Here is a 25,287-nt window from a genome sequence, read left to right as displayed (position 1 = left end):
GCGTCAACCGACGTCTCGCCGGGAGGGACCGTGCTCTCCACACTCGCCCGGACGGCCACGCGCCGTCCGCTCACCGTCATCACCCTGTGGGTGCTCTTCCTGCTGCTCGGCTTCGGGCTCGGCACGGGTGTCTTCGGGCGCCTGTCGGACAACGTGCCCGAGGTGCCCGGCACCGAGTCGGAGGCGGCCGCGGAGTATCTCGACCGGGTCGACCCGTCCGGCGACTCGATCACCGCCGTCGTCGAGGGCACCGCCGTCACCGATCCCGCGTTGCGGACCCAGGTCGAGCAAGCCGTCGCCGACGTACGGAAGATCGCCGGGGTGGCCGCCGTACCGGACCCGTACACCACCCCCGGTCTGACCGCCGAGGACGGACGGGCGCTCCTCGTCCCCGTCGCCCTGAAGGGCGGCCTCGACGACGACGCCGAGGAACGGACCGTGAACGACGCGGCCGACCGCATCAGGGAGATCGACGCGCCCGAAGTCCACGTCAGCGGCGGCCCGTTGCTGGGCCTCCAGATCGGCGAGAGGGCCCAGGAGGACGTCCGGAACGCGGAGTTGATCTCCCTGCCCGTGGTCCTCGCGCTGCTGCTCGTCGTCTTCGGCGGACTGCGCACGGCCGCGCTGCCCCTCGTCATCGCGGTGAGCGGCATCGCGGGCGCGTTCCTGGCGCTGTTCCTGTTCAGCTCGGTCACCGACATCTCCGTGTACGCGATCCAGGTGACGACGATGCTGGGGCTCGGACTCGCCGTGGACTACGCCCTGTTGATGCTGGTCCGCTTCCGCGAGGAACGCCGGACGACGGAGGACGTCGTCGAGGCCGTGCACCGTACGGTCGCCGCGGCCGGGCGGACCGTGCTGTTCTCCGGACTCACCGTGGCGGTCAGCCTGACCGGGCTGCTGGTCTTCCCGAGCGTCTTCCTGCGCAGCATGGGCCTCGCGGTGGCCGCCGTGGTCGTCGTCGACATGCTCGCCGCGGTCACGCTGCTGCCCGCGCTGCTCGCTCGCTTCGGCCGGAAGATCCCGCCCGCGAAGGACCGGCCGGAGAACGAGGAGGGCCGGGTCTTCGCCCGCCTCGCCCGGTTCTCCGCGCGCAACCGCGTCGCCGTCCTGGCGGTGATCGTCCCGGCGCTGCTCGTGCTCACCCTGCCTGTCACGGGCATGCGGATCAACATCGGCGACGCCCGGCAACTGCCGTCGAGCACCGAGGCACGGCAGCTGTACGACACCGTCGACGCCCACTTCCCACCCGGCACCGGCGTGTCCACGGTCACCGTCGTCCTCAAGCCCGGCGCTGACGCGGGCACCGCCGACCGCATCCGCGCCCTGTCACCACGCGCCGAGTCCCGGGACCTGCCGAACGGCACCACCGTCGTGGAGCTGCCGCCGTCCGGCAGCATGGACGGGGACGCGGCCACCGACCTGGTGAAGCAGGTCCGTGAACTGCGCGGGGACGCGCCCGTCGAGGTCACCGGCCCCGCCGCCCGCCTCGTCGACTTCCGGGCCATGCTCGCCGACCGGGCGCCCTGGGCCGCGCTGACCGTGCTGGCCGGCATCTTCGTCCTGCTGTTCGCCTTCACCGGCTCGGTGCTGATCCCGCTGCGCACGATCGCGACGACGCTGCTCAGCCTGGGTGCCGCGCTGGGCGCGGTGGTGTGGGTGTTCCAGGACGGGCACCTGGCCGGGCTGCTCGGCGCCGAGGGCCTCGGGGCGCTGAGCCTGACGGCACCGCCGCTGATCATCGCGATCGCCTTCGGTCTGGCGATGGACTACGAGCTGTTCATCCTGGCCCGGATGCGGGAGGCCCGCCGGGTCACCGGGGACGACCGGGAGGCCGTGGTGACCGGGCTGCGCCGCTCGGGCCGGGTGGTGACCTGCGCCGCCCTGCTCCTCGCGGTCGTGTTCGGTGCCTTCATGACGGGCGGCTTCTCCCCCATCCTCCAGATCGGACTGGGGCTCACCCTCGCGGTGCTGATCGACGCCACCGTCGTCCGCATGCTGCTCGTGCCGGCGACGATGGCGCTGCTCGGGCGGCGGGCGTGGTGGGCGCCGAAGCCGCTGCGGCGGCTGCATGACCGGTTCGGGCTGAGGGAGGAGGCGTCGGCCGCGCCGAAGGTGCCGACGAGCGTCTGACGGGGGGGTGGGCGGGGCCCGGCTTTCGACCGGGTCCCGTTTCCCGTGCGACGGCTAGAGTCTTCTTCATGGGTGGGGACACGGGGGAACGGCCCACGCGGCCGTGCAAATGGTGCGGCAAGCCGGTCGAGCAGCCGCACGGCCGGTGGCGCCGGCGGAGTTTCTGCAGCAAGTCCCATCGGCGCAGGAACCGGGTGATGGACGCCGTCTTCGAGTTCCTGGACTTCTGGTAGTCCGCGCCCCCGCGCCCGTCCTCACCGGAATCTCAGGAAGCGGCGCGGGGATTCAAAGGATCAGCACATCTGCGCGACGCAGGATGCCCACGCAATGGCGGATATCTCAGGAAGGCCTGCCGTGGGCGTCTCGCACCGATCGAACCCGTCCGACCAATCGTCGCCGAGGTGGTCGCGGCGCGGAGTGCTCGGCGTGCTCGGCGTCGTCCCCGCCGCGGTGCTCACCGGGTGCGGCGGGACGGCGGACGCCACGGACGCGAAGGACACGGGGGCGACGGCGTCGGTGAAGTCCGCCGCGCCGAAGACGCCGGTCGTCACGGTCAGCCCCGCCGACGGCACCACGAAAGCCGCGTTCACCAGCCCCGTCGAGGTCACCGTGACCGACGGCACCCTCGCGTCCGTCGAGGTCAGCGGCAACGACGGCTCGACACTGAAGGGCACCTTCGACGACGCGAGGACCACCTGGACGTCGACACAGAACCCGTACTCGGGGACGAAGTACACGGTGACGGCGACGGCGCGGGGCGCCGACGCGCAGACCGCGACCTTCACCACCAAGGCGCCCGGCGAGACCTTCGTCGGCTACTTCACCCCCGAGGCCGGCTCCACGTCCGGCGTCGGCATGCCGGTCTCGATCAACTTCACGCACGCCGTGTCCGACAAGGCCGCCGTCGAGAAGGCGATCACGGTGACCGCGGAACCGGCCGTCGAGGTGGTCGGCCACTGGTTCAGCGACACCCGCCTCGACTTCCGGCCCGAGACCTACTGGGCGGCCGGCACGACCATCACGCTCGGGCTGCGCCTGAAGGACGTCGAGGGCACGGACGGGGTCTACGGCGTCCAGTCCAAGGACGTCACCTTCCACATCGGGCGCGAGCAGATCAGCACCGTCGACCTGTCCGCGAAGGAGATGGTGGTCAAGCGGGACGGGGCGACGTACGCCACCTATCCCGTCTCCGGCGGCGACGCCGAGCACACCACCTGGTCCGGGATCATGGTGATCAGCGAGCGGTTCAAGGAGACCCGGATGGAGTCCTCCACCGTCGGACTGGGCGACGAGTACGACATCTCCGACGTCCCGCACGCCCAGCGCCTCACCACCTCCGGCACCTTCATCCACGGCAACTACTGGGCGTCCACCTCGGTGTTCGGCAGCCGGAACACCAGCCATGGCTGTGTCGGACTGCATGACGCCAAGGGTGCGAACGACAGCTCGGTGCCGGGCTACCGGTTCTACAAGAGCTCGATGCTCGGCGATGTCGTCATCGTGAAGAACTCCGGTGAGAAGACGGTCGATCCGGCGAACGGGCTCAACGGCTGGAACCTGTCGTGGGCGGAGTGGAAGGCGGGCAGCGCGCTTTAGGGCGTATGCGCCGTTCATGAACTGAACTTGCCTGGAGTCAAAGGACTTTCCTTGTTTTAAGTCTTGACGGCCTCCCCGGCGGAGAGCACATTGGGCCCACTTTGAGAGCGCTCTCAAAGGTTCTCAAGAGGTACCCGCGCACCCATCTCCGTACCCGAGAGGCACCCCCATGAGCGACACCTCCGGCATACCCAGACGGCGACGGGCCCTGGTCGCCGTCCTCGCCACGCTCGGTCTGGCGGCGGCCGTGGCCTCGGCCGCGACCCTCCCCGCGAACGCCTCCGCGCCCACTCCCCCGTCGGGCTGGACCCAGGTCTTCCTCGACGACTTCAACGGCTCGGCCGGAACCGGCGTCAACACCTCCAACTGGCAGTACGCGACCGGCACTTCCTACCCCGGCGGCCCCGCCAACTGGGGCACCGGCGAGGTCGAGACGATGACGAACAGCACGTCCAACGTCGCGCTCGACGGCAACGGCAATCTGCGCATCACCCCGCTCCGCGACTCCGCCGGCCGGTGGACGTCGGGCCGCATCGAGACCAACCGCACCGACTTCCAGCCCCCGGCCGGCGGCAAGTTGCGCGTCGAGGCGCGCATCCAGATGCCGAACGTGACGGGCACGGCGGCCGAGGGCTACTGGCCGGCGTTCTGGATGCTGGGCGCGCCCTACCGCGGCAACTACCAGAACTGGCCGGGCGTGGGCGAGCTGGACATCATGGAGAACGTCCAGGGCATGAACCGCGTGTGGGCCACGATGCACTGCGGCACCAACCCGGGCGGCCCCTGCAACGAGACGACGGGCATCGGCAACAACGTCGCCTGTCCGGGCTCGACCTGCCAGTCGGCGTTCCACACGTACACCATGGAATGGGACCGCTCGGTGAGCCCCGAGACGATCCGCTTCTACGTCGACGGCACGCAGTTCCACTCGGTCAACGCGAGCCAGATGGACGCCACGACCTGGGCCAACGCCACCAACCACGGCTTCTTCGTCATCCTGAACGTGGCGATGGGCGGCGCGTTCCCGGACGCGTTCGGCGGCGGCCTGGACAGCGGCACCCAGTCCGGTGTGCCGATGACGGTCGACTACGTCCAGGTGCTGTCGGCCGGCGGGGGCGGTACCACTCCTCCGCCGTCGGGCGGCCGTGACGCCTACAGCACCATCCAGGCCGAGTCCTACAACAGCCAGTCCGGCACGATCACCGAGACCACCACCGACACCGGCGGCGGTCAGAACATCGGCGCGCTGGCCAACGGCGACTGGGCGCTCTACCAGAACGTCAACTTCGGCTCCACGGCGGCCACGCAGTTCGTCGCCCGGGTGGCGAGCGGCGCCGGCGGCGGGGTCAGCGGCCTGGTCGAGGTACGCCTGGACAGCCGCTCCAACGCCCCCATCGGCAGCTTCGCCCTGGCCAACACCGGGGGCTGGCAGTCCTGGCGGACGGTACCGGCGAACATCTCGTCGGCGACGGGGACGCACGACGTGTATCTGACGTTCACGAGCGGCCAGCCGGCGGACTTCGTGAACGTGAACTGGTTCAACTTCGGGCACTGACAGACCCGTTGACGAGGGGCTCCGCACGTGCGGGGCCCCTCAGCGCAGTTCCGCCCGGAACCCCACCGGGGTCTGTCCCGCGTGCAGTTGGAAGAACTTCGAGAAGTTCGCCGCGTCCGCGAAGCCCACCGCCGCGCCGACCCGTCCGATGGGCAGGTCCGTGTGGGCGAGGAGGCGTTTGGCCTCCAGGACGACCCGCTTGTCGATGAAGCCCTTCGGGGTCTCGCCCGTCGCCGCGCGGACCGCGCGGACCAGTGTCCGGCGCGAGTAGCCGAGGGCGTCGGCGTAGGCGCTGACGCTGTGGTTCGTGGCGAAGTCCCGCTCCACCGCGTCGCGGAACAGGGTGAAGGTCGTGTCCGCCTGGGCCCGCGCCGCCTCCTGCGAGCTCGCGGCGAGATGCGCGAGGCGGAGCAGGAACGCCGTCAGGGAGTGGCGGAGGACGGCCGTGTGCAGGCTGAGGGGGAGCGTCGTCGTGTCCTTGTACTCGCGTCGCAGCTGGGCGAGGGCCGCCCCCAGGCCCGCCAGCTGCGCCGCGTCGGGGTGCAGCAGCGGCGGCAGGTCGTAGCGGTACAGGCCCGTCGCCTCCACCGTCGCCCGGGGCAGGAAGCCCGGTTGCATGGTCAGGACCGTTCCGCGGTACCCGCTGAACTTCGAGAAGCGGTGGACCTGGCCCGGACGGATCCAGAGCACGTCGCCCGCGTACGCCTCGTACTCGGCGAAGTCGATCATGTGGCGGACGGGGCCCTTGTCGAAGAGCATCACGACATGGAAGTCGATCCGGTGGACGCGCTGGAGCGGGGCGTCGGCGTGCCAGGTGCGGTGCGGGCCCATCGGGCCGACCTGCATGCCGACGCCGCCTTCGCTCAGCTCGACCGGGAAGGGGAAGGTTCTGATCCCGTCACCGTCGCCGCCTTGGGATGTTCTGTCCGCCATGTCCTTCTCGCGTCGCCTCGAAGCCGCTGCCCGTGTCCCACTTTCACCACAGGCTGACACACCCCGACCTTCCTTCGTAAAAGTCAGACTTTTAGAGTCGAACGCGTCCCACCAGGAACGATGCACGAATCCATGAACTCTTGAAGAGGACTGGTCACAGATGAGCACGCAGACACCGGGCGGCGCGGACAGCGCGGACGGCTTCGAGTGGACCGATCTCGACCGGCGTGCCGTCGACACCGCCCGTCTGCTGGCGGCCGACGCCGTGCAGAAGGTCGGGAACGGGCACCCGGGCACCGCCATGAGCCTCGCCCCGGCCGCCTACACGATCTTTCAGAAGCTGATGCGGCACGACCCGGCGGACCCCGAGTGGACCGGCCGCGACCGCTTCGTGCTGTCCCCGGGGCACACCTCCCTCACCCTCTACACCCAGCTCTTCCTCGCCGGGTACGAGCTGGAGCTGGACGACCTGAAGGCGTTCCGGACGCAGGGGTCCAAGACCCCCGGTCACCCCGAGTACGGGCACACCGCCGGCGTCGAGACCACCACCGGTCCCCTCGGTCAGGGCGTCGCCAACGCCGTCGGCATGGCCATGGCCGCCCGCTACGAGCGCGGCCTCTTCGACCCCGAGGCGCCGCAGGGCACCTCGCCCTTCGACCACACCGTCTGGGCCATCGTCTCCGACGGCGACCTGGAGGAGGGCGTCTCCGCCGAGGCCTCCTCCCTCGCCGGGCACCAGAAGCTCGGCAACCTGGTCTTCCTCTACGACGACAACCACATCTCCATCGAGGGCGACACCGCGACCGCCTTCTCCGAGGACGTGCTGAAGCGGTACGAGGCCTACGGCTGGCACACCCAGCGCATCGAGCCCACCGGCGACGGTGACATCGACGTACCGGCCCTGTACGCGGCGCTGAAGACCGCGCGGGACGAGACCGAGCGGCCCTCGATCATCGCGATGCGCACGATCATCGCCTGGCCCGCTCCCAACGCGCAGAACACCGAGGCCTCGCACGGCTCCGCGCTCGGCGCGGACGAGATCGCCGCCACCAAGCGGGTCCTGGGCTTCGACCCGGAGCAGTCCTTCGAGGTCGCCGACGAGGTCCTGGCCCACACCCGTCAGGCCCTCGACCGCGGCGCCGAGGCGCACGCCGCCTGGGACAAGCGGATCGCCGAATGGCGAGCCGACCAGCCCGAGCGGGCCGCGCTCTTCGACCGGGTCGTCGCCGGTCAGCTCCCCGAGGGCTGGGAGGACGCGCTGCCCGTCTTCGAGGAGGGCAAGTCCGTCGCGACCCGCGCCGCCTCCGGCAAGGTCCTCCAGTCGCTCGGCGCGGTCCTGCCCGAGCTGTGGGGCGGTTCCGCCGACCTCGCCGGCTCGAACAACACCACCATCGACAAGACCTCCTCGTTCCTTCCGACGGGCAACCCGCTCCCCGAGGCGGACCCCTACGGCCGTACGGTCCACTTCGGCATCCGCGAGTTCTCGATGGCGGCCGAGATGAACGGCATCGCCCTGCACGGCAACACCCGCATCTACGGCGGCACCTTCCTGGTGTTCTCCGACTACATGCGCAACGCCGTCCGCATGGCCGCGCTCATGCAGCTGCCCGTCACCTACGTCTGGACCCACGACTCCATCGGGCTCGGCGAGGACGGTCCCACCCACCAGCCGGTCGAGCACCTCGCCTCGCTGCGCGCCATCCCGGGCCTGAACGTCGTACGGCCCGCCGACGCCAACGAGACCGCCATCGCCTGGGCCGAGATCCTCAAGCGGCACAGCACCAAGCCCGCCCCGCACGGCCTCGCGCTCACCCGGCAGGGCGTCCCGACCTACGCGCCCAACCCGGACGCGGCGAAGGGCGGTTACGTGCTTCAGGACACCGAGAAGGAGACCCTGGACGTCGTCCTCATCGCCACCGGCTCCGAGGTGCAGCTCGCCGTCGCCGCGCGGGAGCGGCTGGAGGCCGAGGGGATCGGCGCCCGGGTGGTGTCGATGCCGTCCGTGGAGTGGTTCGAGGAGCAGCCGCGCGAGTACCGCGACAGCGTCCTTCCGCCGTCCGTGCGAGCCCGTGTCGCAATCGAGGCCGGGATCGGTCTGACGTGGTACCGGTTCACAGGTGACGCAGGACGCATCGTCTCTCTCGAACACTTCGGCGCCTCCGCCGACGCCCAGACCCTTTTCGCCGAGTACGGCTTCACCGCCGAGAACGTCGCCGCCGCCGCGAGGGAATCCCTTGCCGCCGCGCGTGGTTGATCCGACCGCCAGAAAGAAGATGATCACTGTGACCGAAGCAACCGCGACCGCGGGAGCACTCAAGCGCCTGTCCGACGAGGGCGTCTCCATCTGGCTGGACGACCTGTCGCGCAAGCGGATCGAGTCCGGGAACCTCGCCGCACTCGTCGAGAACAAGAACGTCGTCGGCGTCACCACCAACCCCTCCATCTTCCAGGCCGCCATCGGCTCCGGTGAGGGGTACGAGGAGCAGCTCACCGACCTCGCCGTGCGCGGCGTGACGGTCGACGAGGCCGTACGCATGATGACGACCGCCGACGTGCGTGCCGCCGCCGACATCCTGCGCGGTGTGTACGACGCGACCGACGGCCGGGACGGCCGGGTCTCCATCGAGGTCGACCCGCGCCTGGCCCACGAGACGGCCGCCACCATCGCCGAGGCCAAGCAGCTGGCCTGGCTGGTGAACCGCCCCAACGTCATGATCAAGATCCCGGCGACGAAGGCCGGCCTCCCGGCGATCACCGAGGTCATCGGCCTCGGGATCAGCGTCAACGTCACGCTGATCTTCTCGCTGGAGCGTTACCGCGAGGTCATGGACGCCTACCTCGCCGGTCTGGAGAAGGCCGCCGCCAAGGGCCTCGACCTCGCCACGATCCACTCCGTGGCCTCCTTCTTCGTCTCCCGCGTCGACTCCGAGATCGACAAGCGGCTGACCGTCCTCGGCACGGACGAGGCCCTCGCCCTCAAGGGCAAGGCCGCCCTCGCCAACGCGCGGCTCGCGTACGAGGCGTACGAGGAGGTCTTCGCCTCGGCCCGCTGGCAGGAGCTGGACAAGGCCCAGGCCAACAAGCAGCGCCCGCTGTGGGCCTCGACCGGTGTGAAGGACCCGGCGTACAAGGACACCCTGTACGTGGACGAGCTGGTCGCGCCCGGCACCGTCAACACCATGCCGGAGGCGACCCTCAACGCCACCGCCGACCACGGCGAGATCACCGGCGACACGGTCACGGGCGGCTACGACCGGGCGCGCGCCGACCTGGCCGGCGTCGAGGCTCTGGGGATCTCCTACGACGAGGTCGTGCAGCAGCTGGAGGACGAGGGCGTCGCCAAGTTCGAGGTGGCCTGGAACGACCTGCTGGCCACCGTCTCGAAGTCGCTGGACAGCAAGGGGGTCGACGCGGAATGACCGACACCACCGCAACCGAGGCCGTCGCCTGGGAGAACCCGCTGCGCGACGCGCGCGACCGGCGCCTGCCCCGCATCGCCGGTCCGTCCGGGCTCGTCATCTTCGGGGTCACCGGTGACCTGTCCCGCAAGAAGCTGATGCCGGCCGTGTACGACCTGGCCAACCGCGGCATGCTGCCGCCGGGCTTCTCGCTCGTCGGGTTCGCCCGGCGGGACTGGGAGGACCAGGACTTCGCGCAGGTCGTGCACGACTCGGTGCGCGAGCACGCGCGGACGGAGTTCCGCGAGGAGGTCTGGCAGCAGCTCGCCGAGGGCATGCGGTTCATCCCGGGTGACTTCGACGACGACCAGGCGTTCAAGCAACTGGCCGAGGCCGTGGAGGAGTTGGACTCCTCGCGCGGCACCAGCGGCAACTACGCCTTCTATCTCTCCGTACCGCCGAAGTTCTTCCCGAAGGTCGTCCAGCAGCTGAAGAAGCACGGGCTCGCGGACGCTCCCGAGGGTTCCTGGCGGCGGGCGGTCATCGAGAAGCCGTTCGGCCACGACCTCGCCAGCGCGCGGGAGCTGAACGCGCTCGTGCACGACGTGTTCGACCCGGACCAGGTGTTCCGGATCGACCACTACCTCGGTAAGGAGACCGTCCAGAACATCCTGGCGCTCCGCTTCGCCAACCAGATGTACGAGCCGATCTGGAACCGGTCGTACGTCGACCACGTTCAGATCACCATGGCGGAGGACATCGGCATCGGCGGCCGGGCCGGGTACTACGACGGCATCGGCGCGGCCCGTGACGTCATCCAGAACCACCTCCTCCAGCTGATGGCGCTCACCGCCATGGAGGAGCCGATCGCCTTCGACGCGGACGCGCTGCTCACCGAGAAGCTGAAGGTGCTGAAGTCGGTGCGGCTGCCGAAGGAGCTCGGCAAGCACACCGTGCGCGGCCAGTACGCGACCGGATGGCAGGGCGGCGCGAAGGTCGCCGGCTATCTGGAGGAGGACGGCATCGACCCCAAGTCGAAGACCGACACCTACGCGGCCATCAAGCTGGAGATCGACAACCGGCGCTGGGCGGGCATCCCGTTCTACCTGCGCACCGGCAAGCGGCTCGGCCGCCGCGTCACCGAGATCGCGGTCGTCTTCAAGCGCGCCCCGCACTCCCCCTTCGACTCCACGGCCACCGAGGAGCTCGGGCAGAACGCGATCGTCATCCGCGTCCAGCCGGACGAGGGCATGACCGTGCGGTTCGGCTCGAAGGTTCCGGGCACCTCCATGGAGATCCGGGACGTGTCGATGGACTTCGCCTACGGCGAGTCGTTCACGGAGTCCTCGCCCGAGGCGTACGAGCGGCTCATCCTGGACGTCCTCCTCGGCGACGCCAACCTGTTCCCCCGCCACCAGGAAGTGGAAGAGTCCTGGAAGATCCTCGACCCGATCGAGGAGTACTGGGCACGGCACGGCAAGCCCGCGCAGTACGCGTCGGGCAGCTGGGGACCGAAGGAAGCCGACGAGATGCTCGCACGAGACGGACGGAGCTGGCGCAGGCCATGAAGATCGACCTGACCGACACCACGGCAAGCAAGATCAACAAGGCGCTGGTGCAGGGCCGCCGCGCCATCGGCACCCCTGCTGTGGGCATGGTCCTGACGATGGTGATCGTCACGGACGAGGAGAACGCCTACGACGCGATCAAGGCGGCCGAGGAGGCCTCGCACGAGCACCCCTCGCGCACCCTGGTCGTCATCAAGCGGCACGCCCGCACCCCGCGCGACCGCCAGCAGTCCAGGCTGGACGCCGAGGTCCGGGTGGGCGCCGACGCCGGCACCGGCGAGACGGTGGTGCTGCGCACCTACGGCGAGGTGTCCGACCACGCCGACTCGGTCGTCCTGCCGCTGCTGCTGCCGGACGCGCCGGTCGTCGTGTGGTGGCCGGTGGACGCGCCGGAGAACCCGTCGAAGGACCCGCTGGGCGCGCTGGCCCAGCGCCGGATCACCGACCTGTACGCGGTGGAGAACCCCCTGGAGGTGCTGGACACCCGGGTGCGCTCCTACGCGCCGGGTGACACCGACCTCGCCTGGACCCGGCTGACCCCGTGGCGCTCCATGCTGGCGGCGGCCCTGGACCAGGCCCGCGCGAAGATCATCTCGGGGGCGGTGGAGGCCGAGGCCGACAACCCGGCCGCCGAGCTGCTCGCGCGCTGGCTGGAGGCGCGGCTCAAGGTGAAGATCGACCGGGTCGTCACCGCCGGTCCGGTCGTCACGGCCGTGCGGCTGCGCACCGCGGACGGCGAGGTCGTCATCGACCGCCCCGAGGGCCCGCTGGCCACGCTGTCCCTGCCGGGCCAGCCCTCGCGGACGCTCGCGCTGAAGGTCCGCACCACCTCCGAACTCATCGCCGAGGAGCTCAGGCGCCTCGACGCGGACGAGATGTACGCCGTCGCCCTGCGGGGCGAGGGCCGCGCCAAGGAGACCCCCGCCCATGTCTGACTCACCCCTGTTGACCCGTCGCCCCGAGTGGACGGCTCTCGAGGACCACCGCGCCGAAGGGCTCACGCCGCTGCGGGAGTTGTTCGCGGACGACCCCGGGCGCGCCGAGCGGTACGTGGTGCGCGTGGGCGATCTGCGCATCGACTACTCCAAGCACCTGATCACCGACGAGACGCTGGCGCTGCTCCAGGAACTGGCCGCCGCCACCGACGTGTTCGGGCTGCGGGACGCCATGTTCCGCGGCGAGAAGATCAACCTCACCGAGGACCGGGCGGTCCTGCACACCGCGCTGCGCGCAGCGCGGGACGCGGTGGTCGAGGTCGACGGCGACAACGTCGTCCCGCAGGTGCACGCCGTCCTCGACAAGATGAGCGACTTCGCCGACCGGGTGCGCTCGGGCGAGTGGACCGGCCACACCGGCAAGCGGATCAGGAACGTCGTCAACATCGGCATCGGCGGCTCCGACCTCGGTCCGGCGATGGCGTACGAGGTGCTGCGGCCGTACACGGCACGGGACCTGACGTTCCGTTTCGTGTCGAACGTGGACGGCGCCGACCTGCACGAGGCCACCCGTGACCTGGACCCGGCGGAGACGCTGTTCATCGTCGCGTCCAAGACCTTCACCACCATCGAGACGATCACCAACGCCACCTCGGCCCGGTCCTGGCTCCTGGAGGGGCTCGGCGGCGACGACAAGGCCGTGGCCAAGCACTTCGTGGCCCTGTCGACGAACGCCGGGAAGGTCACCGAGTTCGGTATCGACCCGGACAACATGTTCGAGTTCTGGGACTGGGTCGGCGGCCGCTACTCCTACGACTCGGCGATCGGTCTCTCCCTGATGATCGCCATCGGCCCGGACCGCTTCCGGGAGATGCTCGACGGCTTCCGCATCGTCGACGAGCACTTCCGCACCGCCCCCGCCGAGGCCAACGCCCCGCTGCTGCTGGGCCTGCTGGGCATCTGGTACGGCAATTTCCTGGGCGCCCAGTCGCACGCGGTGCTGCCGTACAGCCACTACCTGTCCAAGTTCACCGCCTACCTCCAGCAGCTGGACATGGAGTCCAACGGCAAGTCGGTGCAGCGGGACGGCCGGCCCGTGGACTGGCAGACGGGTCCCGTGGTGTGGGGCACGCCCGGCACCAACGGGCAGCACGCGTACTACCAGTTGATCCACCAGGGGACGAAGGTCATCCCGGCGGACTTCATCGGCTTCGCCCGGCCCGTGGGTGAGCTGAGTGACGAACTCAAGGCGCAGCACGACCTGTTGATGGCGAACTTCTTCGCCCAGACGCAGGCCCTCGCCTTCGGCAAGACGCCGGACGAGGTGCGCGCCGAGGGGGTGCCCGAGGAACTGGTCGTCCACAAGACGTTCAAGGGCAACCACCCGACGACGACGATCCTCGCCCGTGAGCTGACGCCGTCCGTGCTCGGCCAGTTGATCGCGCTGTACGAGCACAAGGTGTTCGTGCAGGGCGCCGTCTGGAACATCGACTCCTTCGACCAGTGGGGTGTCGAGCTGGGCAAGGTGCTCGCCAAGCGGGTCGAACCCGCGCTGACCGAGGGCGCGGACGTCCCCGGTCTCGATCCCTCCACCGCCGCCCTCGTGGCCGCTTACCGTGAACTGAAGGAAGTGCACTGACATGCAGCTCGGACTCATCGGCCTCGGCAAGATGGGTGGCAACATGCGCGAGCGGATCCGCCGCGCGGGGCACACCGTCATCGGCTACGACCGCAACCCCGAGGTCTCGGACGTGGCAAGCCTCGCCGAGCTCGTCGACAAGCTCGAAGGCCCGCGCGTGGTGTGGGTGATGGTCCCGGCCGGCGCCCCGACCCAGTCCGTCGTGGACGAGCTGGGCGACCTCCTCTCCCCCGGTGACACGGTCGTCGACGGCGGCAACTCCCGCTGGACGGACGACGAGAAGCACGCCGAGGAGCTGGCGACCAAGGGCATCGGCTTCGTCGACGCGGGCGTCTCCGGCGGTGTCTGGGGTCTCCAGAACGGCTACGCGCTCATGGTCGGCGGCGACGCCGAGCACGTGGCGAAGGTGCAGCCGGTCTTCGACGCCCTGAAGCCCGAGGGCGACTTCGGGTTCGTGCACGCCGGCAAGGTGGGCGCCGGGCACTTCGCGAAGATGGTCCACAACGGCATCGAGTACGCGATGATGCAGGCCTACGCCGAGGGCTGGGAGCTCCTGGAGAAGGTCGACTCCGTCACCGACGTGCGCGAGGTCTTCCGGTCCTGGCAGGAGGGCACGGTCATCCGCTCCTGGCTGCTCGACCTCGCGGTCAACGCCCTGGACGACGACGAGCACCTCGACAAGCTGCGCGGTTACGCGGAGGACTCCGGCGAGGGCCGCTGGACCGTCGAGGCGGCCATCGACAACGCCGTGCCGCTGCCCGCGATCACGGCCTCCCTGTTCGCGCGGTTCGCGTCCCGCCAGGACGACTCCCCGCAGATGAAGATGATCGCGGCGCTGCGCAACCAGTTCGGCGGCCACGCGGTCGAGTCGAAGTAGGCGCACCGTGGGGGATCTCCTGCTGGTCCGCCACGGCGAGACGGAGTGGAGCGTGTCGGGACAGCACACCAGCTGGACCGACCTGCCCCTCACCACCCACGGTGAGGAACAGGCCAAGGCGCTCGCTCCGCTCCTGTCCGGACGGACCTTCTCGCTCGCGCTGACCAGCCCACTGGGCCGCGCGATACGCACCGCCGAACTCGCGGGCGTCACCGGGGCGTTGCCCTACGACGACCTGCACGAATGGGACTACGGCGGCTACGAGGGTGTCACCACCGTCGACATCCACCGCACCCGCCCCGACTGGTACCTGTGGACGGACGGCGTGCCGCCCGGCCCCGAAGGGCACCCGGGCGAGTCACCGGCCGAGGTCGGCGCCCGCGCCGACCGGGTGCTGGCCCGCGTGGACACGGCCCTTCCGCAGGGGGACGTGATCCTCGTGGCGCACGCCCACTTCCTGCGGGTGCTCACGGCCCGCAGACTCGGTCTCGAACCGGCCGACGGCCGCCTGTTCCAGCTGGCGACCGGCACGGTCAGCCGGCTGTCGACGGAACACGGCCGTCCCGTGATCGCCGAGTGGAACACCCGCGTCTGATCCGGTCCGACTGACGGCCCGGGCTACAGCACGTCACCGAACTCGCTCAACACCCCTGGTGGGGCGAGGGAGTTGACGTAGTGGCCCGGGCCGTGGTCGTCGAAGGAGTACTTGAACGGGATCGTGCGGGTCAGCGCCAGCCGGGTGGCGAAGAAGGCGAGCGGCGCGACGACCGCGAGGCCGGCGAGGCTGTCCATCTGGGGGTAGTGGAGGCCCGGTTCCGCCACCTCCGTCCAGCCCGGCGCGTGGCTCCGCAGCAGGGGCCGTAGCGAACGACGCGTCCCCTCTGTGACACGGAGGCCAAGGCCGCTCCAGTCGCGGTCCACGGCCGCCCGTACGACGTCGCCCGGCAGCGTGAGCGCCTCGATCGCCGAGTCCGCCGCGAGCGTGAGGGCCGTGTCCATGAGGTCGCGGGGCCTGCGGTAGTGGAACTCGCGGCCGAAGGGGGCGTACGGGCCGACCGGGCGGGGCGGCAGAGCGGGGACGACGTCCCGGTCGAAGATGTAGCGGAGCAGCCGGTCGCGCAGGACGTGGGTGCCGTCCGGGCCGGGTGTGTCCTCACAGGCGCGGGCGAGGTCGGGGCCGCCGACCATGGGCTGGCCGAAGGTGTAGACGCCCTTGAGCTTCTCGGCGAGGTGCCGGTAGCGAGGCTCGTGCACCAGGGTGATCGCCATGATCGCGGCCATCGCGGCGCCGAGGCTGTGCCCGGTGAGGTAGAGGGCCTCCAGGCCGTCGCCCTTCGTGCCGTGTTCGGCCGGGTTCACGGACTCGCCGCGCAGGGCGCGTTCCAGGGCCGCGATGACGAGGTGGCGGGTGGCGCGGACGTTGCGGTAGAAGCCGGCGTGCACCTCGTGCCGGCGGCCCTCCAGCTCCACGGAAAGCATCTCGGGGCGTACGTCGGCGTCGGTGAGGATGCTGATGATGTCCTCGGGCTGGGTGCCGCGGTAGCACAGGATCGCGACGCGCCGGTCCTTGTCCTGGACCAGGTAGGCGGCGGAGGCGATGTAGAGGGCGTCGACGCGCTGTTCGAAGACCCGGGTGTCGTTCTCGTCGAGGCCCAGCCTCGCCATGATCATGGCGACGGTGTCCGGGTCGCCGCCCTGCTGGAAGCCGGCGTAGGCGTAGGCCGAGCAGGTCGCCATGACGTGCGGCAGTACGCCGTCGGGGTCCGGGTGCTGCTTGGCCTCGACGAGCCGTTCCACCAGGTCGGGATAGACCGGGAAGCTGCTCGGATCGGTCTCGGGCTTGCAGGGGCGCAGGGCGGCGAAGCCGGGCCCCTTCACATGGCTGTCCCGCATGGACGGACCACACCACCGCGGCCGCTCGCCGTCAACCGGCGGGGCGTCGCTCCCCGGCCACTCCGGGTGCGTCCGGATGGGGCGGAGGGGGAACGGGAGTGGCACGGGTCCGGCTCCGGGGTCGCCGCGCCCCCTGCTGACATGCCCGATTGCCACTTTCGTGCAATTGTTCGCATGGGGGCGCAAGACGGCGCACATCGGCGCGAACCCGCGCTGCGGGTGCCCCGCGGCCGTCGGTAGCGTGCTGGCCCCTGTCCCGTACGCATCCGTACGAAGGAAGCGACCGATGACCGAGACTGCACGGCACGAACAGCTCTACGAGCGGTACGAAGGCGGCAGTCCCGAGGCGGAACGGCTCGTCTTCGAGCAGTTGGCCCGCGAGCTGATGAAGGTGCAGGTCAGGAACCGGCGGGCCGGGGGCGGCGGGATCTCCCGGGCCTTCCACGCCAAGGCGCCGGTGGCCGTGGAGAACGCGCGGCTGCGGTTCCACGACGACCTTCCGGCGGCACTGCGCGTCGGGTTCGCGCAGCCGGGCGCCGAGTACCCGGCGATCGTGCGGCTGTCGAACGCGAGTGGCATCCGGCAGGGCGACGGTTCGCCCGATCTGCGGGGCGCGGCGGTGCGGGTGCAGGTGTCGGACGAGGAGAGCCACGATCTGCTGGCGACGAGCTATCCGGTCTCGCACGCCCGCGACGCACGGGAGTTCGTCGCCTTCGCCAAGGCGATGGCGGGCGCGCGCAGCCCCTTGCAGAAGGCGTTCGGGCTGTTCGTGAAGCTGCCGCTGGCGGTGGGGCTCGGCACCGCGAACCGGATGCGGCGCAATGTGCGGGCGGCGACCCGGCACACCGTGGACTCCCTCGCCGGGGAGACGTTCTGGAGCCGCGGCGCGATGCTGTGGGGCGAGGCGGGACCGGTGCGCTGTCTGTTGCGGCCGGCCCCGGGCAGTCCGCCCGCGCCCACGTCGGATCGCCGTGAACCGGACCTGCTGTACCGGGAGTTCACCGAGCGGCTCGCGCGGGCGGACGTGAGTTACGACCTGTGCGTGCAACGGTTCGTGGACGAGCGGCGCACCCCGGTCGAGGACGCCTCCGTGGAGTGGAAGGACGCGGTGGCACCCGCGCTGCCAGTCGCGCGGCTCACCATCCCGAGCCAGGACCTCACCTCCGCCGAGGCCCGCGCCGCCGCCCGCCGGATCGAGGATCTCGCCTTCAACCCCTGGTACACGACGGACGAGTTCCGCCCGCTCGGCAACATCAACCGGGCGCGCAAGGCGGCGTACCAGGCAAGCAGCGCGCATCGGCTGGGCCTGCGCTTCGTCACCGAGGAACCGGTACGCAACCGCGTCCTCGGCCGGCCGATGGAGGCGGGATTCGCGCTCCTCAACCGGTACGTCCCCTGGCACCGGCTGCCGCTCCAGCTGAGCCTGCTGAACCTGGTGTTCCTGCGCAAGGTGCTGCGGCGCCGCAACCTCATCGACACCGAGCCGCGTGAGGCACCTCCGGCCGCCCAGCGGGTGCCGGCGCCGATCCCGGAGCGGCTGCGCACCGAGCGGTCGTACGACGGGACGCAGAACGATCTGTCGGCCCCGGCGATGGGTGCCGTGGGTTCGGCCTTCGGACGCAACCTGAAGCCGGTCTACCGCCCGGACCTCTTCGACACCCCGAACCCCGTCACGGTCAGCCGCCAACTCCTGTACCGCGAGAGCTTCGTGCCCGCGACCTCGCTCAATGTGCTGGCCGCGGCCTGGATCCAGTTCCAGGTGCACGACTGGGTCAACCACCGCCGGTACAAGGCCGGTGAGCGCAGTGTCGAGGTGCCGCTGCCGCCCGGGAGCGGGCCCTGGCACAACACCCCGGGCGGGCCCGCCGAGTCGGTGATGCGGTTCGCCGAGAACGAGGGCATCGAGCAGTCGGACGGCCGGCCGCCGATCCTGTTCGGCAACGCCGCCTCGCACTGGTGGGACGGCTCCGAGGTGTACGGCGCCGACGAGCAGACGGCGCGCTTCCTGCGCGAGCCGGAGGGCCGGGCCGAGCTCCGCCTGGAGGACGGGCACTTGCCTGCGGGCACCAACGGCTCGATCCCGTTGACCGGCTTCAACGAGAGCTGGTGGATGGGCCTGAGCGTCATGCACACCCTGTTCGCGCGGGAGCACAACGCGGTGTGCGCGGCGCTGCGCGCGGAGTACCCGAGGATGAGCGAGGAGCGGATCCACCACACGGCCAGGCTGGTCGTGTCGGCGCTGATCGCGAAGATCCACACGGTGGAGTGGACCCCGGCGATCCTCGCCACCGAGGCGATCGACATCGGGCTGAAGACCAACTGGCAGGGCCCGCCCAGGAAGTGGCTCAACCAGCTGGGTCTGTGGCTGTTCGAGGCGCACTCGCTGACCGGTATCCCGAAGACGCTGCCGGACCACCACACGGCGCCGTACTCGCTGACCGAGGACTTCGTCACCGTCTACCGGATGCACCCGCTGGTCCCGGACGACTTCGAGCTGCGCGAGCATCACTTCGGGCAGCGCCTGGAGACGGTCGGCTTCCTCGACATCCAGGGGGCGGCGGCCGAGTCGCAGATCCGCAAGACCGGGCTGGCGAACTCCCTGTACTCGTTCGGCATCGCCCACCCGGGCGCCATCACGCTGCACAACTTCCCGCGCGCGCTCCAGCAGTTCGAGCGGGACGGCGAGATCATCGACCTCTCGGTGGTGGACCTGGTCCGCACCCGGCGGCGCGGGGTGCCGCGCTACAACGACTTCCGCGAGGGGCTGCACAAGAAGCGCATCCGCTCCTTCGAGGAACTCACCGAGAACGCCGAGACGTTGGCGCGCCTCAAGGAGGTCTACGGCTCGGTCGACGAGATCGACACCGTGGTCGGCCTGTTCGGGGAGAACCCGCCGACCGGGTTCGGCTTCAGCGACACCGCGTTCCGCATCTTCATCCTGATGGCGACCCGGCGTCTTCAGTCCGACCGCTTCCTCACCGTCGACTACCGGCCCGAGGTGTACACGCCGCTGGGCATCGACTGGGTGGAGAGGAGCGGCATGAACTCGGTGATCCTGCGGCACTGCCCGGAGCTGGCGGCCCTGCTGCCCCGCGACGCGAGCGCGTTCGCGCCGTGGCGGGCGGTACGGCCCACGAGTGACGGAGGGGGTGAGTGAACGCGGCCGACGGCAGGGACGCGGGCCTGGACGACGTTCTCGCCCGCCCCTTGCTGGAGACGCTCTGGCAGCGCCGTACGCATCGGGTCAGCCGGGGCGCCTCCGTGCCGGCCGGCTCGATGAGCTACCGCTCGCCGCACTCCCCCGAGCCGCTGTCCGAGCTGGAGGAGGCGCTGCTCATCGCGGTGACCGGCTGTACCGGGCTGACCATGCCGGACCGCCCCTTCGAGGACCCCCGCGACGGCTCGCCCATCATGGCCAAGCCCAACCTGACCATGGCCGGACGCACCGCGGGCAGCCCCGACAACGCGCAGGGCACGCACTTCTTCCTCGTCAACGACACGGGCACCTACTACCTGCGCAAGCTCCCGCCGGCGCCGCAGGAGCCTTTCACGGAGGCCGCTCTGCTGGCGCGGGCCCGTGAGGCGAAGGTGCGGGTGCTCGACCACCGACTGGACGTCCCGAAGCGGGACTTCCCGGCGTACCTGGACTCCAACCGCTTCCTGTCCAACCTGCCGGGGACGACGGTCCTGTTCCCGGTCGTGGACCTCTCCCACCAGTACATCAACGCCCTGATGTACCTGCTGACCCAACCGGACGGCGCCCGCCCGACGTTGGTCGACGACCGCAACTTCTACCGCCCGGCAGGCGTGAAGAAGTGGGTCCGCAACGGCTTCCTCAACGCCGACCTGAAGCTTCCGCTGGGCGCGCTGGGCCCCATGCGCACCCAGATCGAGGCCGATCTGCTCCTCCAGAACCTCATGCTGACGGCGGAGGCGATGGGCCTGGGCGCCTGGATCCACGCGTCGATCAACCCCCAGATAGCCCTGGGCGACCCGAAGTTCTCCCGCGCCTACGGCAGGATGCTCGGCTTCACCTTCGTCACGCCGCGCTGGCGGCTCGCCGACGTCTGGCGCTGGCACGTCCCGCTGCCCAAGTACGCGGCCCTGCGCTCCCACCCGGTGGGGCTGACGTCACCGGAGGGCGAGCCCCTCATCGCGGCGGCCTGTCCCCCGGCGCACAAGTCCATGTCGGACGCGGTGGATTCGGTCATCGCGTCGAAGTTCGGCACCGGCGGGATCTACACCGACAAGGACGTCTTCACCCGCATCTACAAGGAGGACTACGAGCAGCGGTACCTGGCCGAGGCCAGCGAGTACGAGGAACGGGTCGTCGACTGCGCCCGCGACATCTGCGCGTACGTCCTGCGCACCCACCGCCGCTTCCCGGCCCACACCGACGCCATCCATGTGCCGGGGGTCTGGCTCCAGGCACATCACGTGGAGCGGGAGTACTACGAGCGGTTCTTCGTGCACGGGCTCACCGCGACACACCGGCGCCATGCGGAGGTGTGGCACTAGAGTCCCGCTTGATGGACCTCAATGATCTGACGCCGGCCGAGCTGCGGGTGTGGGAGGCGTACCCGACGGGGGCGGCCGTGGACTTTCACGGCAGCCCCGAACGGGTGGTGCGGGCGGTGGTGTTGCGGGCGCTGATGGTGAACGGGCCCCTTCAGGACGGGGAGATCGCCGCATTGAAGGTGGCGGGGGCGAGGATCACCGGCGTGCTCGACGTCCAGCACGGGACGGTGGAGCGGGTCGTGCGGCTGAGCCATTGCGAGTTCGACGAGGCCCCGCGGCTGTACGGCGGTCAGTTCCGGCAGCTCAATCTCCGGGGGTCGGTGCTGCCCGGCCTGGCGGGCGCGACCCTGCGGGTGGAGGGTGTGCTCCGGCTGACGGACTGCCGGTTCGAGGGGCCCGTGACGCTCGGCGGCGCCCATGTCGGCGGGGCTCTGTTCATGGACCGCGCCGAGTTCCGCGCTCCCGACGACTCCGACGAACCCGCCCTGCGCCTCAACCACGCCTCGGTGGGGGAAGACCTGGTGGCCCCCGGCATCCGGGTCCACGGCCGGATGGTGTGCAACGACGCCTCCGTCGACGCGTCCGTCAACCTCATGGACGCGGTGCTGGACAACCCCGGCGGCACCGCCATCGACGCCCAGACCCTCACCGTGGCCTCCGACGTGCACGCCAGACGCCTCACCGCCCGGGGCCGGATCGACCTGCGCGGGGCCCGCGTCACCGGCCGGCTCGATCTCGCCCACTCCCGGTTGTCGCACCCTGGCCACACCGTGCTCCAGGCGAGCAGCGCCGTGATCGGGGAGTTGTGGCTCAACGAGGCCGAGCCCCTTCAGGGTTCGGTGAACTTCCGGCAGACCCAGACCGACCTGCTGCGGGTGGCACCCGAGACCCTGGCCGGTGGGGTACGGCTCAACGGCCTCAGCTACACCATGCTGTCCCCGCACGTCCCCGCCGAGCGCTGGCTGCCCGTGTTGCGGCGGGACATCGACGGCTATGTCCCGCACGCCTACGAGCAGTTGACCGCGTTGTACCAGCGCATCGGCGACGACCACGCCGCCCGGCTGGTGCAGCTCGCCAAGCAGCGCCGGCTGCGCACCACCCGTGCCTGGTACGGCCGCCTGTGGGGTCACCTCCAGGACGTCACCGTCGGCTACGGATTCCGCCCCCTGCGTGCCCTGGCCTGGCTGCTCTCGCTCCTCGCCGTCGGCTCCATCGCGTACGCCGTGCACGAGCCGCCGCCGCTCAAGGCGTCCGAACACCCGGATTTCAACCCGGTGTTCTTCACCCTCGACCTGCTGCTACCGGTGATCGGCTTCGGGCAGGAGGGCGCCTTCGCCCCGAAGGGCGGCTACCAGGCGCTCTCCTACGCCCTCGTCATCGCGGGTTGGGTCCTCGCCACCACCGTCTTCACCGGCATCACCCGCACCGTCAGCCGCCAGTGACCGTGTGCTGCGCGGCCAGCCGCACCGGCGCGTTCTGGGCGCCGTAGCCCCGGTAGCCGCCGTCCCGCTGGGCGAGTTCGAAGAAGACGCGGCCGACCGTGCGGGTGTAGCAGTGCCGGAACTCGCCGTACGCGTCCCGGTCGTAGAGGATGCCGAGCTCGCGGTACGCCTCCAACTCGCCCTCGGCGAACTCGAATCGGGCGGCCAGGTCGTCGTAGTAGTTGGCCGGGATCGGCAGGACGCGACCGCCCGCCTCCCGGAAGCGGCGCGCCGCCGTCACCACGTCGTCCGTCGCCAGGGCGATGTGCTGTGCGTGCACGGTGTCGTCGCTCGGGGCCGCGCCCACCGACAGGGCGATCCGCACGCTGCCGTCCGCGTTCGTCACCGCGCGGCTGCGCATCAGGCCGTACGGGTCGGCGACGTCCACGCTCTCCTGGGCGTGCAGCCCGAGCACGCTGCGGTGGAAGAGCGCCGCCTCGTCGAACTGGTGCCAGGGCTGGGCGAGGGCGAGATGGTCGATCCCGCGCACGCCACCCGAGCTCCCGCGTACGCCACCGGGACCGCTCTCGTGCGCCACGTCCTCGAAGTCGGCGCGCCAGTTGGGCAGTTCGGCGCGGTCCGTCGCGCAGAAGAACAGCTCCGTGCCGTCCGGTGCCGCCACCGCGTCCAGCGGGGCGTCCGCCGCAGCTCGCCGCCGCGGCAGCACCGGCGCGAGGAGTGCCTCCGCCCGCAGGGCCGCTCCGGCCGGGTCGGGTGACTCCAGGCCGATCGCGGCGAGGCTCGTGCCGTCACGGCGGCCCGCCGGCCCCGTGTTCACGAGCACCCGCGCCTCGCCCTGCTGCCACAGGTCCACCGGCTTGCTGCGGTGCCGTGCCGTGCGGGTGAAGCCGAGCGCGCCGAGCAGCGAGGCGACCGGTTCGGCGTCCGGCGTGACCAGTTCGGCGAAGGCCACGCCCGTGGGGACGACGGGTGCTGGCGGGGCCGTGACGCCGACCGTCTCCTGGAGCAGGAGCAGCGAGCGGTGGGCGTCCACCGCCGTGGGGCCCGCCTCGGCCTGCCGGTAGACGTCGTTGAAGACCTCCAGGGACAGCGGCCCGGCGTACCCCGTGTGCAGGACCCGGCGGACCAGGTCCGCCACGTCGAAGCCGCCCTGGCCCGGGAAGCAGCGGTAGTGGCGGCTCCACTGGAGGACGTCCATCGCCAGCAGCGGGGCGTCGGCCAGCTGGAGGAAGAAGATCTTCTCGCCGGGGATGTCCTCGATGCCCTTGGGGTCGCTGCCGCGGGAGAGGATGTGGAAGCTGTCCAGGCAGGTGCCGAGCGCGGGGTGGTCGGCCGCCTCGACGATGTTCCAGGCGTGCTCGTACGTGCTCACGTGCCGGCCCCAGGCGAGCGCCTCGTAGGCGACCCGGATGCCGAACTCCTGGGCCAGACCGGCGAGTTCGCGCAGCTGCCCGGCGGCCAGTGCGTCGTCGTCCACCGCCAGCGGGTGCACGCTGGAGCAGACGAGGACGGTGTCGGCGCCGAGGCGGCTCATCAGCTCGAACTTGTGCCGGGCCCGGCGCAGGTTGGACGCGAACACGTCGGCCGGTACCGCCTCCATGTCCCGCATGGGTTGGTAGAGGTCGATGCGCAGGCCCAGGTCCGCGCACCTCGCCCGGATCTCCTCCGGGGCGAGGGGGCTGGCGAGCAGGTCGTTCTCGAAGATCTCCACGCCGTCGAAGCCGGCCCGGGAGGCGGCCGTGAGCTTCTCGGTGAGGGAGCCGCTGAGGGAGACGGTGGCGATGGACGTACGCACGGCGCTGCCCCTTCCTACTTCGGTGCGCTGACGGCGCCCGCCAGTTCCCCGATGTCCGCGAGCATGCGGGCCGCGTCGGGTTCCCGGCCGGTGAAGAGACGGAACGCGTCCGCGGCCTGGAAGGCGGCCATCCCGCCGCCGTCGAGGGTGGCGCAGCCGATCGCGCGGGCCGTGCCGAGCAGTTCCGTCTCCAGCGGGCGGTAGACGACTTCGGCGACCCACAGCCCGGGGTGCAGGAGCTCGGCGGGGAAGGGCAGGCCGGGGTGGGCGGCCATGCCGGTGGGGGTGGCGTGGACGATGCCGTCGGCGTCCGCGAGGAGCTGCGGCAGCCGGTCGGGGGTCGCGTGGGCGGCCCGGCCCGCGCCGAAGTGGCGGTCGAGGGAGGCGGCGAGGGCGGCCGCCCGGTCGGCCAGCGCGTCGACCACGGTGACCCGCTCGGCGCCGAGGGTGAGCGTGGCGTGCGCGACGGCCGCACCGGCCCCGCCCGCGCCGAGCTGCACGACCCGCTCCAGCGGTACGTCCGGCAGACCGCGGGCGAAGGAGGCGGCGAAGCCGGTGACGTCGGTGTTGTGGCCGACGGCCCGGCCGCCCTCGAAGACGACCGTGTTGACCGCGCCGAGCGCCTCGGCCTGCGCGGACAGCCCGTCGAGGTGCTCGATGACCAGTTGCTTGCACGGATGGGTGATGTTGAGCCCGTCGAAGCCGAGGTCGCGGGCGGAGCGCACCAGGTCGCCGACCGCCTCCGGCGGGACGCCGAGGACGTCGATGTCGATGAGCCGGTACAGGTAGCGCAGCCCTTGCCGGTCGGCCTCCCGCTCGTGCAGGGCGGGGCTGAGGGACGGGCCGATGCCCGCGCCGATCAGTCCGACGAGAAACGAGTCCTTGGCCACGCGGACCTCCTGAGCGGCTCACAATGTACGAACTAGTGAGTTAGTCATAGCACCGGGAGCATCCGCTTGGGAAGCCCTCACCCGCCGCTCGGGGGTGGGGGCCTTCTAGAATCTG

At 70.8% G+C, this 25,287-nt stretch carries 18 protein-coding genes; 14 read left to right on the top strand and 4 right to left on the bottom strand.

Annotation, left to right across the window (positions count from 1 at the left end; genetic code table 11):
• Positions 1-30 precede the first annotated feature (30 nt).
• From EJC51_RS38800 to EJC51_RS38790, 4 genes are all read left to right on the top strand, one after another.
• Complete coding sequence (locus EJC51_RS38800; protein ID WP_126275346.1) at positions 31-2,133, top strand: MMPL family transporter; 2,103 nt, start codon at positions 31-33, stop codon at positions 2,131-2,133.
• Between the two features lie 68 nt (positions 2,134-2,201).
• A complete protein-coding gene (locus EJC51_RS47965; RefSeq protein WP_165951105.1) occupies positions 2,202-2,366 on the top strand; it encodes a DNA gyrase inhibitor YacG in 165 nt (54 codons plus the stop codon).
• A 121-nt stretch (positions 2,367-2,487) separates the two neighbouring features.
• The gene (locus tag EJC51_RS38795) at positions 2,488-3,729 is read left to right on the top strand and encodes a L,D-transpeptidase (protein WP_126275345.1); all 1,242 of its coding nucleotides are present in this window, start codon (positions 2,488-2,490) and stop codon (positions 3,727-3,729) included.
• A gap of 169 nt (positions 3,730-3,898) precedes the next feature.
• Positions 3,899-5,284 carry a glycoside hydrolase family 16 protein gene (locus EJC51_RS38790; protein ID WP_126275344.1) on the top strand — a complete coding sequence of 462 codons (1,386 nt, stop codon included), beginning with the start codon at positions 3,899-3,901 and terminating at the stop codon, positions 5,282-5,284.
• 39 nt (positions 5,285-5,323) lie between these two features.
• Here EJC51_RS38790 and EJC51_RS38785 read toward each other — a convergent pair whose 3' ends face one another.
• Positions 5,324-6,217 (bottom strand): helix-turn-helix domain-containing protein, encoded by an 894-nt coding sequence (locus tag EJC51_RS38785; RefSeq protein ID WP_126275343.1) that lies wholly within the window; start codon positions 6,215-6,217, stop codon positions 5,324-5,326.
• Positions 6,218-6,377: 160 nt separating this feature from the next.
• Here EJC51_RS38785 and tkt point away from each other — a divergent pair, with 160 nt between their 5' ends.
• From tkt to EJC51_RS38750, 7 genes are read left to right on the top strand one after another with little or no spacing between them, the layout of a single operon-like run.
• Positions 6,378-8,471: a transketolase gene (tkt, locus tag EJC51_RS38780; RefSeq protein ID WP_126275342.1), complete on the top strand. Its 2,094-nt coding sequence runs from the start codon at positions 6,378-6,380 to the stop codon at positions 8,469-8,471.
• 19 nt (positions 8,472-8,490) lie between these two features.
• Positions 8,491-9,636, top strand: a complete 1,146-nt coding sequence (tal, locus tag EJC51_RS38775) for a transaldolase (RefSeq protein ID WP_126275341.1) — start codon at positions 8,491-8,493, stop codon at positions 9,634-9,636.
• The gene (zwf, locus tag EJC51_RS38770; RefSeq protein ID WP_126275340.1) at positions 9,633-11,183 is read left to right on the top strand and encodes a glucose-6-phosphate dehydrogenase; all 1,551 of its coding nucleotides are present in this window, start codon (positions 9,633-9,635) and stop codon (positions 11,181-11,183) included. The genes tal and zwf overlap by 4 nt, the downstream gene beginning before the upstream one ends.
• Complete coding sequence (opcA, locus tag EJC51_RS38765) at positions 11,180-12,118, top strand: glucose-6-phosphate dehydrogenase assembly protein OpcA (RefSeq protein ID WP_097270868.1); 939 nt, start codon at positions 11,180-11,182, stop codon at positions 12,116-12,118. Before zwf ends, opcA begins: the two co-directional genes overlap by 4 nt.
• On the top strand, positions 12,111-13,757 hold the full coding sequence (gene pgi / locus EJC51_RS38760; protein ID WP_126275339.1) for a glucose-6-phosphate isomerase: 1,647 nt from the start codon (positions 12,111-12,113) through the stop codon (positions 13,755-13,757). The genes opcA and pgi overlap by 8 nt, the downstream gene beginning before the upstream one ends.
• Position 13,758: 1 nt before the next feature.
• Positions 13,759-14,634, top strand: a complete 876-nt coding sequence (gene gnd / locus EJC51_RS38755) for a phosphogluconate dehydrogenase (NAD(+)-dependent, decarboxylating) (RefSeq protein ID WP_126275338.1) — start codon at positions 13,759-13,761, stop codon at positions 14,632-14,634.
• 7 nt (positions 14,635-14,641) lie between these two features.
• The gene (locus EJC51_RS38750) at positions 14,642-15,229 is read left to right on the top strand and encodes a histidine phosphatase family protein (RefSeq protein ID WP_126275337.1); all 588 of its coding nucleotides are present in this window, start codon (positions 14,642-14,644) and stop codon (positions 15,227-15,229) included.
• A gap of 23 nt (positions 15,230-15,252) precedes the next feature.
• On the opposite strand, the gene EJC51_RS38745 is transcribed toward EJC51_RS38750, so the two are convergent.
• Positions 15,253-16,527 (bottom strand): lipase family protein, encoded by a 1,275-nt coding sequence (locus EJC51_RS38745; RefSeq protein ID WP_166682944.1) that lies wholly within the window; start codon positions 16,525-16,527, stop codon positions 15,253-15,255.
• Between the two features lie 286 nt (positions 16,528-16,813).
• Here EJC51_RS38745 and EJC51_RS38740 point away from each other — a divergent pair, with 286 nt between their 5' ends.
• From EJC51_RS38740 to EJC51_RS38730, 3 genes are read left to right on the top strand one after another with little or no spacing between them, the layout of a single operon-like run.
• Positions 16,814-19,684 (top strand): peroxidase family protein, encoded by a 2,871-nt coding sequence (locus tag EJC51_RS38740; RefSeq protein WP_126275335.1) that lies wholly within the window; start codon positions 16,814-16,816, stop codon positions 19,682-19,684.
• Positions 19,681-21,045, top strand: a complete 1,365-nt coding sequence (locus tag EJC51_RS38735; protein WP_126275334.1) for a hypothetical protein — start codon at positions 19,681-19,683, stop codon at positions 21,043-21,045. Before EJC51_RS38740 ends, EJC51_RS38735 begins: the two co-directional genes overlap by 4 nt.
• Positions 21,046-21,056: 11 nt before the next feature.
• A complete protein-coding gene (locus tag EJC51_RS38730; protein WP_126275333.1) occupies positions 21,057-22,487 on the top strand; it encodes a membrane-associated oxidoreductase in 1,431 nt (476 codons plus the stop codon).
• On the opposite strand, the gene EJC51_RS38725 is transcribed toward EJC51_RS38730, so the two are convergent.
• Positions 22,474-24,282: a bifunctional sugar phosphate isomerase/epimerase/4-hydroxyphenylpyruvate dioxygenase family protein gene (locus tag EJC51_RS38725; protein ID WP_126275332.1), complete on the bottom strand. Its 1,809-nt coding sequence runs from the start codon at positions 24,280-24,282 to the stop codon at positions 22,474-22,476. The genes EJC51_RS38730 and EJC51_RS38725 overlap by 14 nt on opposite strands.
• A gap of 14 nt (positions 24,283-24,296) precedes the next feature.
• Positions 24,297-25,172: a shikimate dehydrogenase gene (locus tag EJC51_RS38720; RefSeq protein ID WP_126275331.1), complete on the bottom strand. Its 876-nt coding sequence runs from the start codon at positions 25,170-25,172 to the stop codon at positions 24,297-24,299.
• Positions 25,173-25,287 lie beyond the last annotated feature (115 nt).

The organism is Streptomyces aquilus (genome assembly GCF_003955715.1).
Taxonomy (GTDB): Bacteria; Actinomycetota; Actinomycetes; order Streptomycetales; family Streptomycetaceae; genus Streptomyces; species Streptomyces aquilus.
This window is presented reverse-complemented; position numbering and strand designations above follow the sequence as displayed.

Bases quoted from the DNA above. Each gene is read 5' to 3' on its own strand.
- EJC51_RS47965 (WP_165951105.1), top strand. From the start codon at position 2,202: ATGGGTGGGGACACGGGGGAACGGCCCACGCGGCCGTGCAAATGGTGC.
- EJC51_RS38790 (WP_126275344.1), top strand. From the start codon at position 3,899: ATGAGCGACACCTCCGGCATACCCAGACGGCGACGGGCCCTGGTCGCC.
- tkt (WP_126275342.1), top strand. From the start codon at position 6,378: ATGAGCACGCAGACACCGGGCGGCGCGGACAGCGCGGACGGCTTCGAG.
- opcA (WP_097270868.1), top strand. From the start codon at position 11,180: ATGAAGATCGACCTGACCGACACCACGGCAAGCAAGATCAACAAGGCG.
- EJC51_RS38740 (WP_126275335.1), top strand. From the start codon at position 16,814: ATGACCGAGACTGCACGGCACGAACAGCTCTACGAGCGGTACGAAGGC.
- gnd (WP_126275338.1), top strand. From the start codon at position 13,759: ATGCAGCTCGGACTCATCGGCCTCGGCAAGATGGGTGGCAACATGCGC.
- tal (WP_126275341.1), top strand. From the start codon at position 8,491: ATGATCACTGTGACCGAAGCAACCGCGACCGCGGGAGCACTCAAGCGC.
- pgi (WP_126275339.1), top strand. From the start codon at position 12,111: ATGTCTGACTCACCCCTGTTGACCCGTCGCCCCGAGTGGACGGCTCTC.
- EJC51_RS38785 (WP_126275343.1), bottom strand. From the start codon at position 6,217: ATGGCGGACAGAACATCCCAAGGCGGCGACGGTGACGGGATCAGAACC.
- zwf (WP_126275340.1), top strand. From the start codon at position 9,633: ATGACCGACACCACCGCAACCGAGGCCGTCGCCTGGGAGAACCCGCTG.
- EJC51_RS38745 (WP_166682944.1), bottom strand. From the start codon at position 16,527: ATGCGGGACAGCCATGTGAAGGGGCCCGGCTTCGCCGCCCTGCGCCCC.
- EJC51_RS38730 (WP_126275333.1), top strand. From the start codon at position 21,057: ATGGACCTCAATGATCTGACGCCGGCCGAGCTGCGGGTGTGGGAGGCG.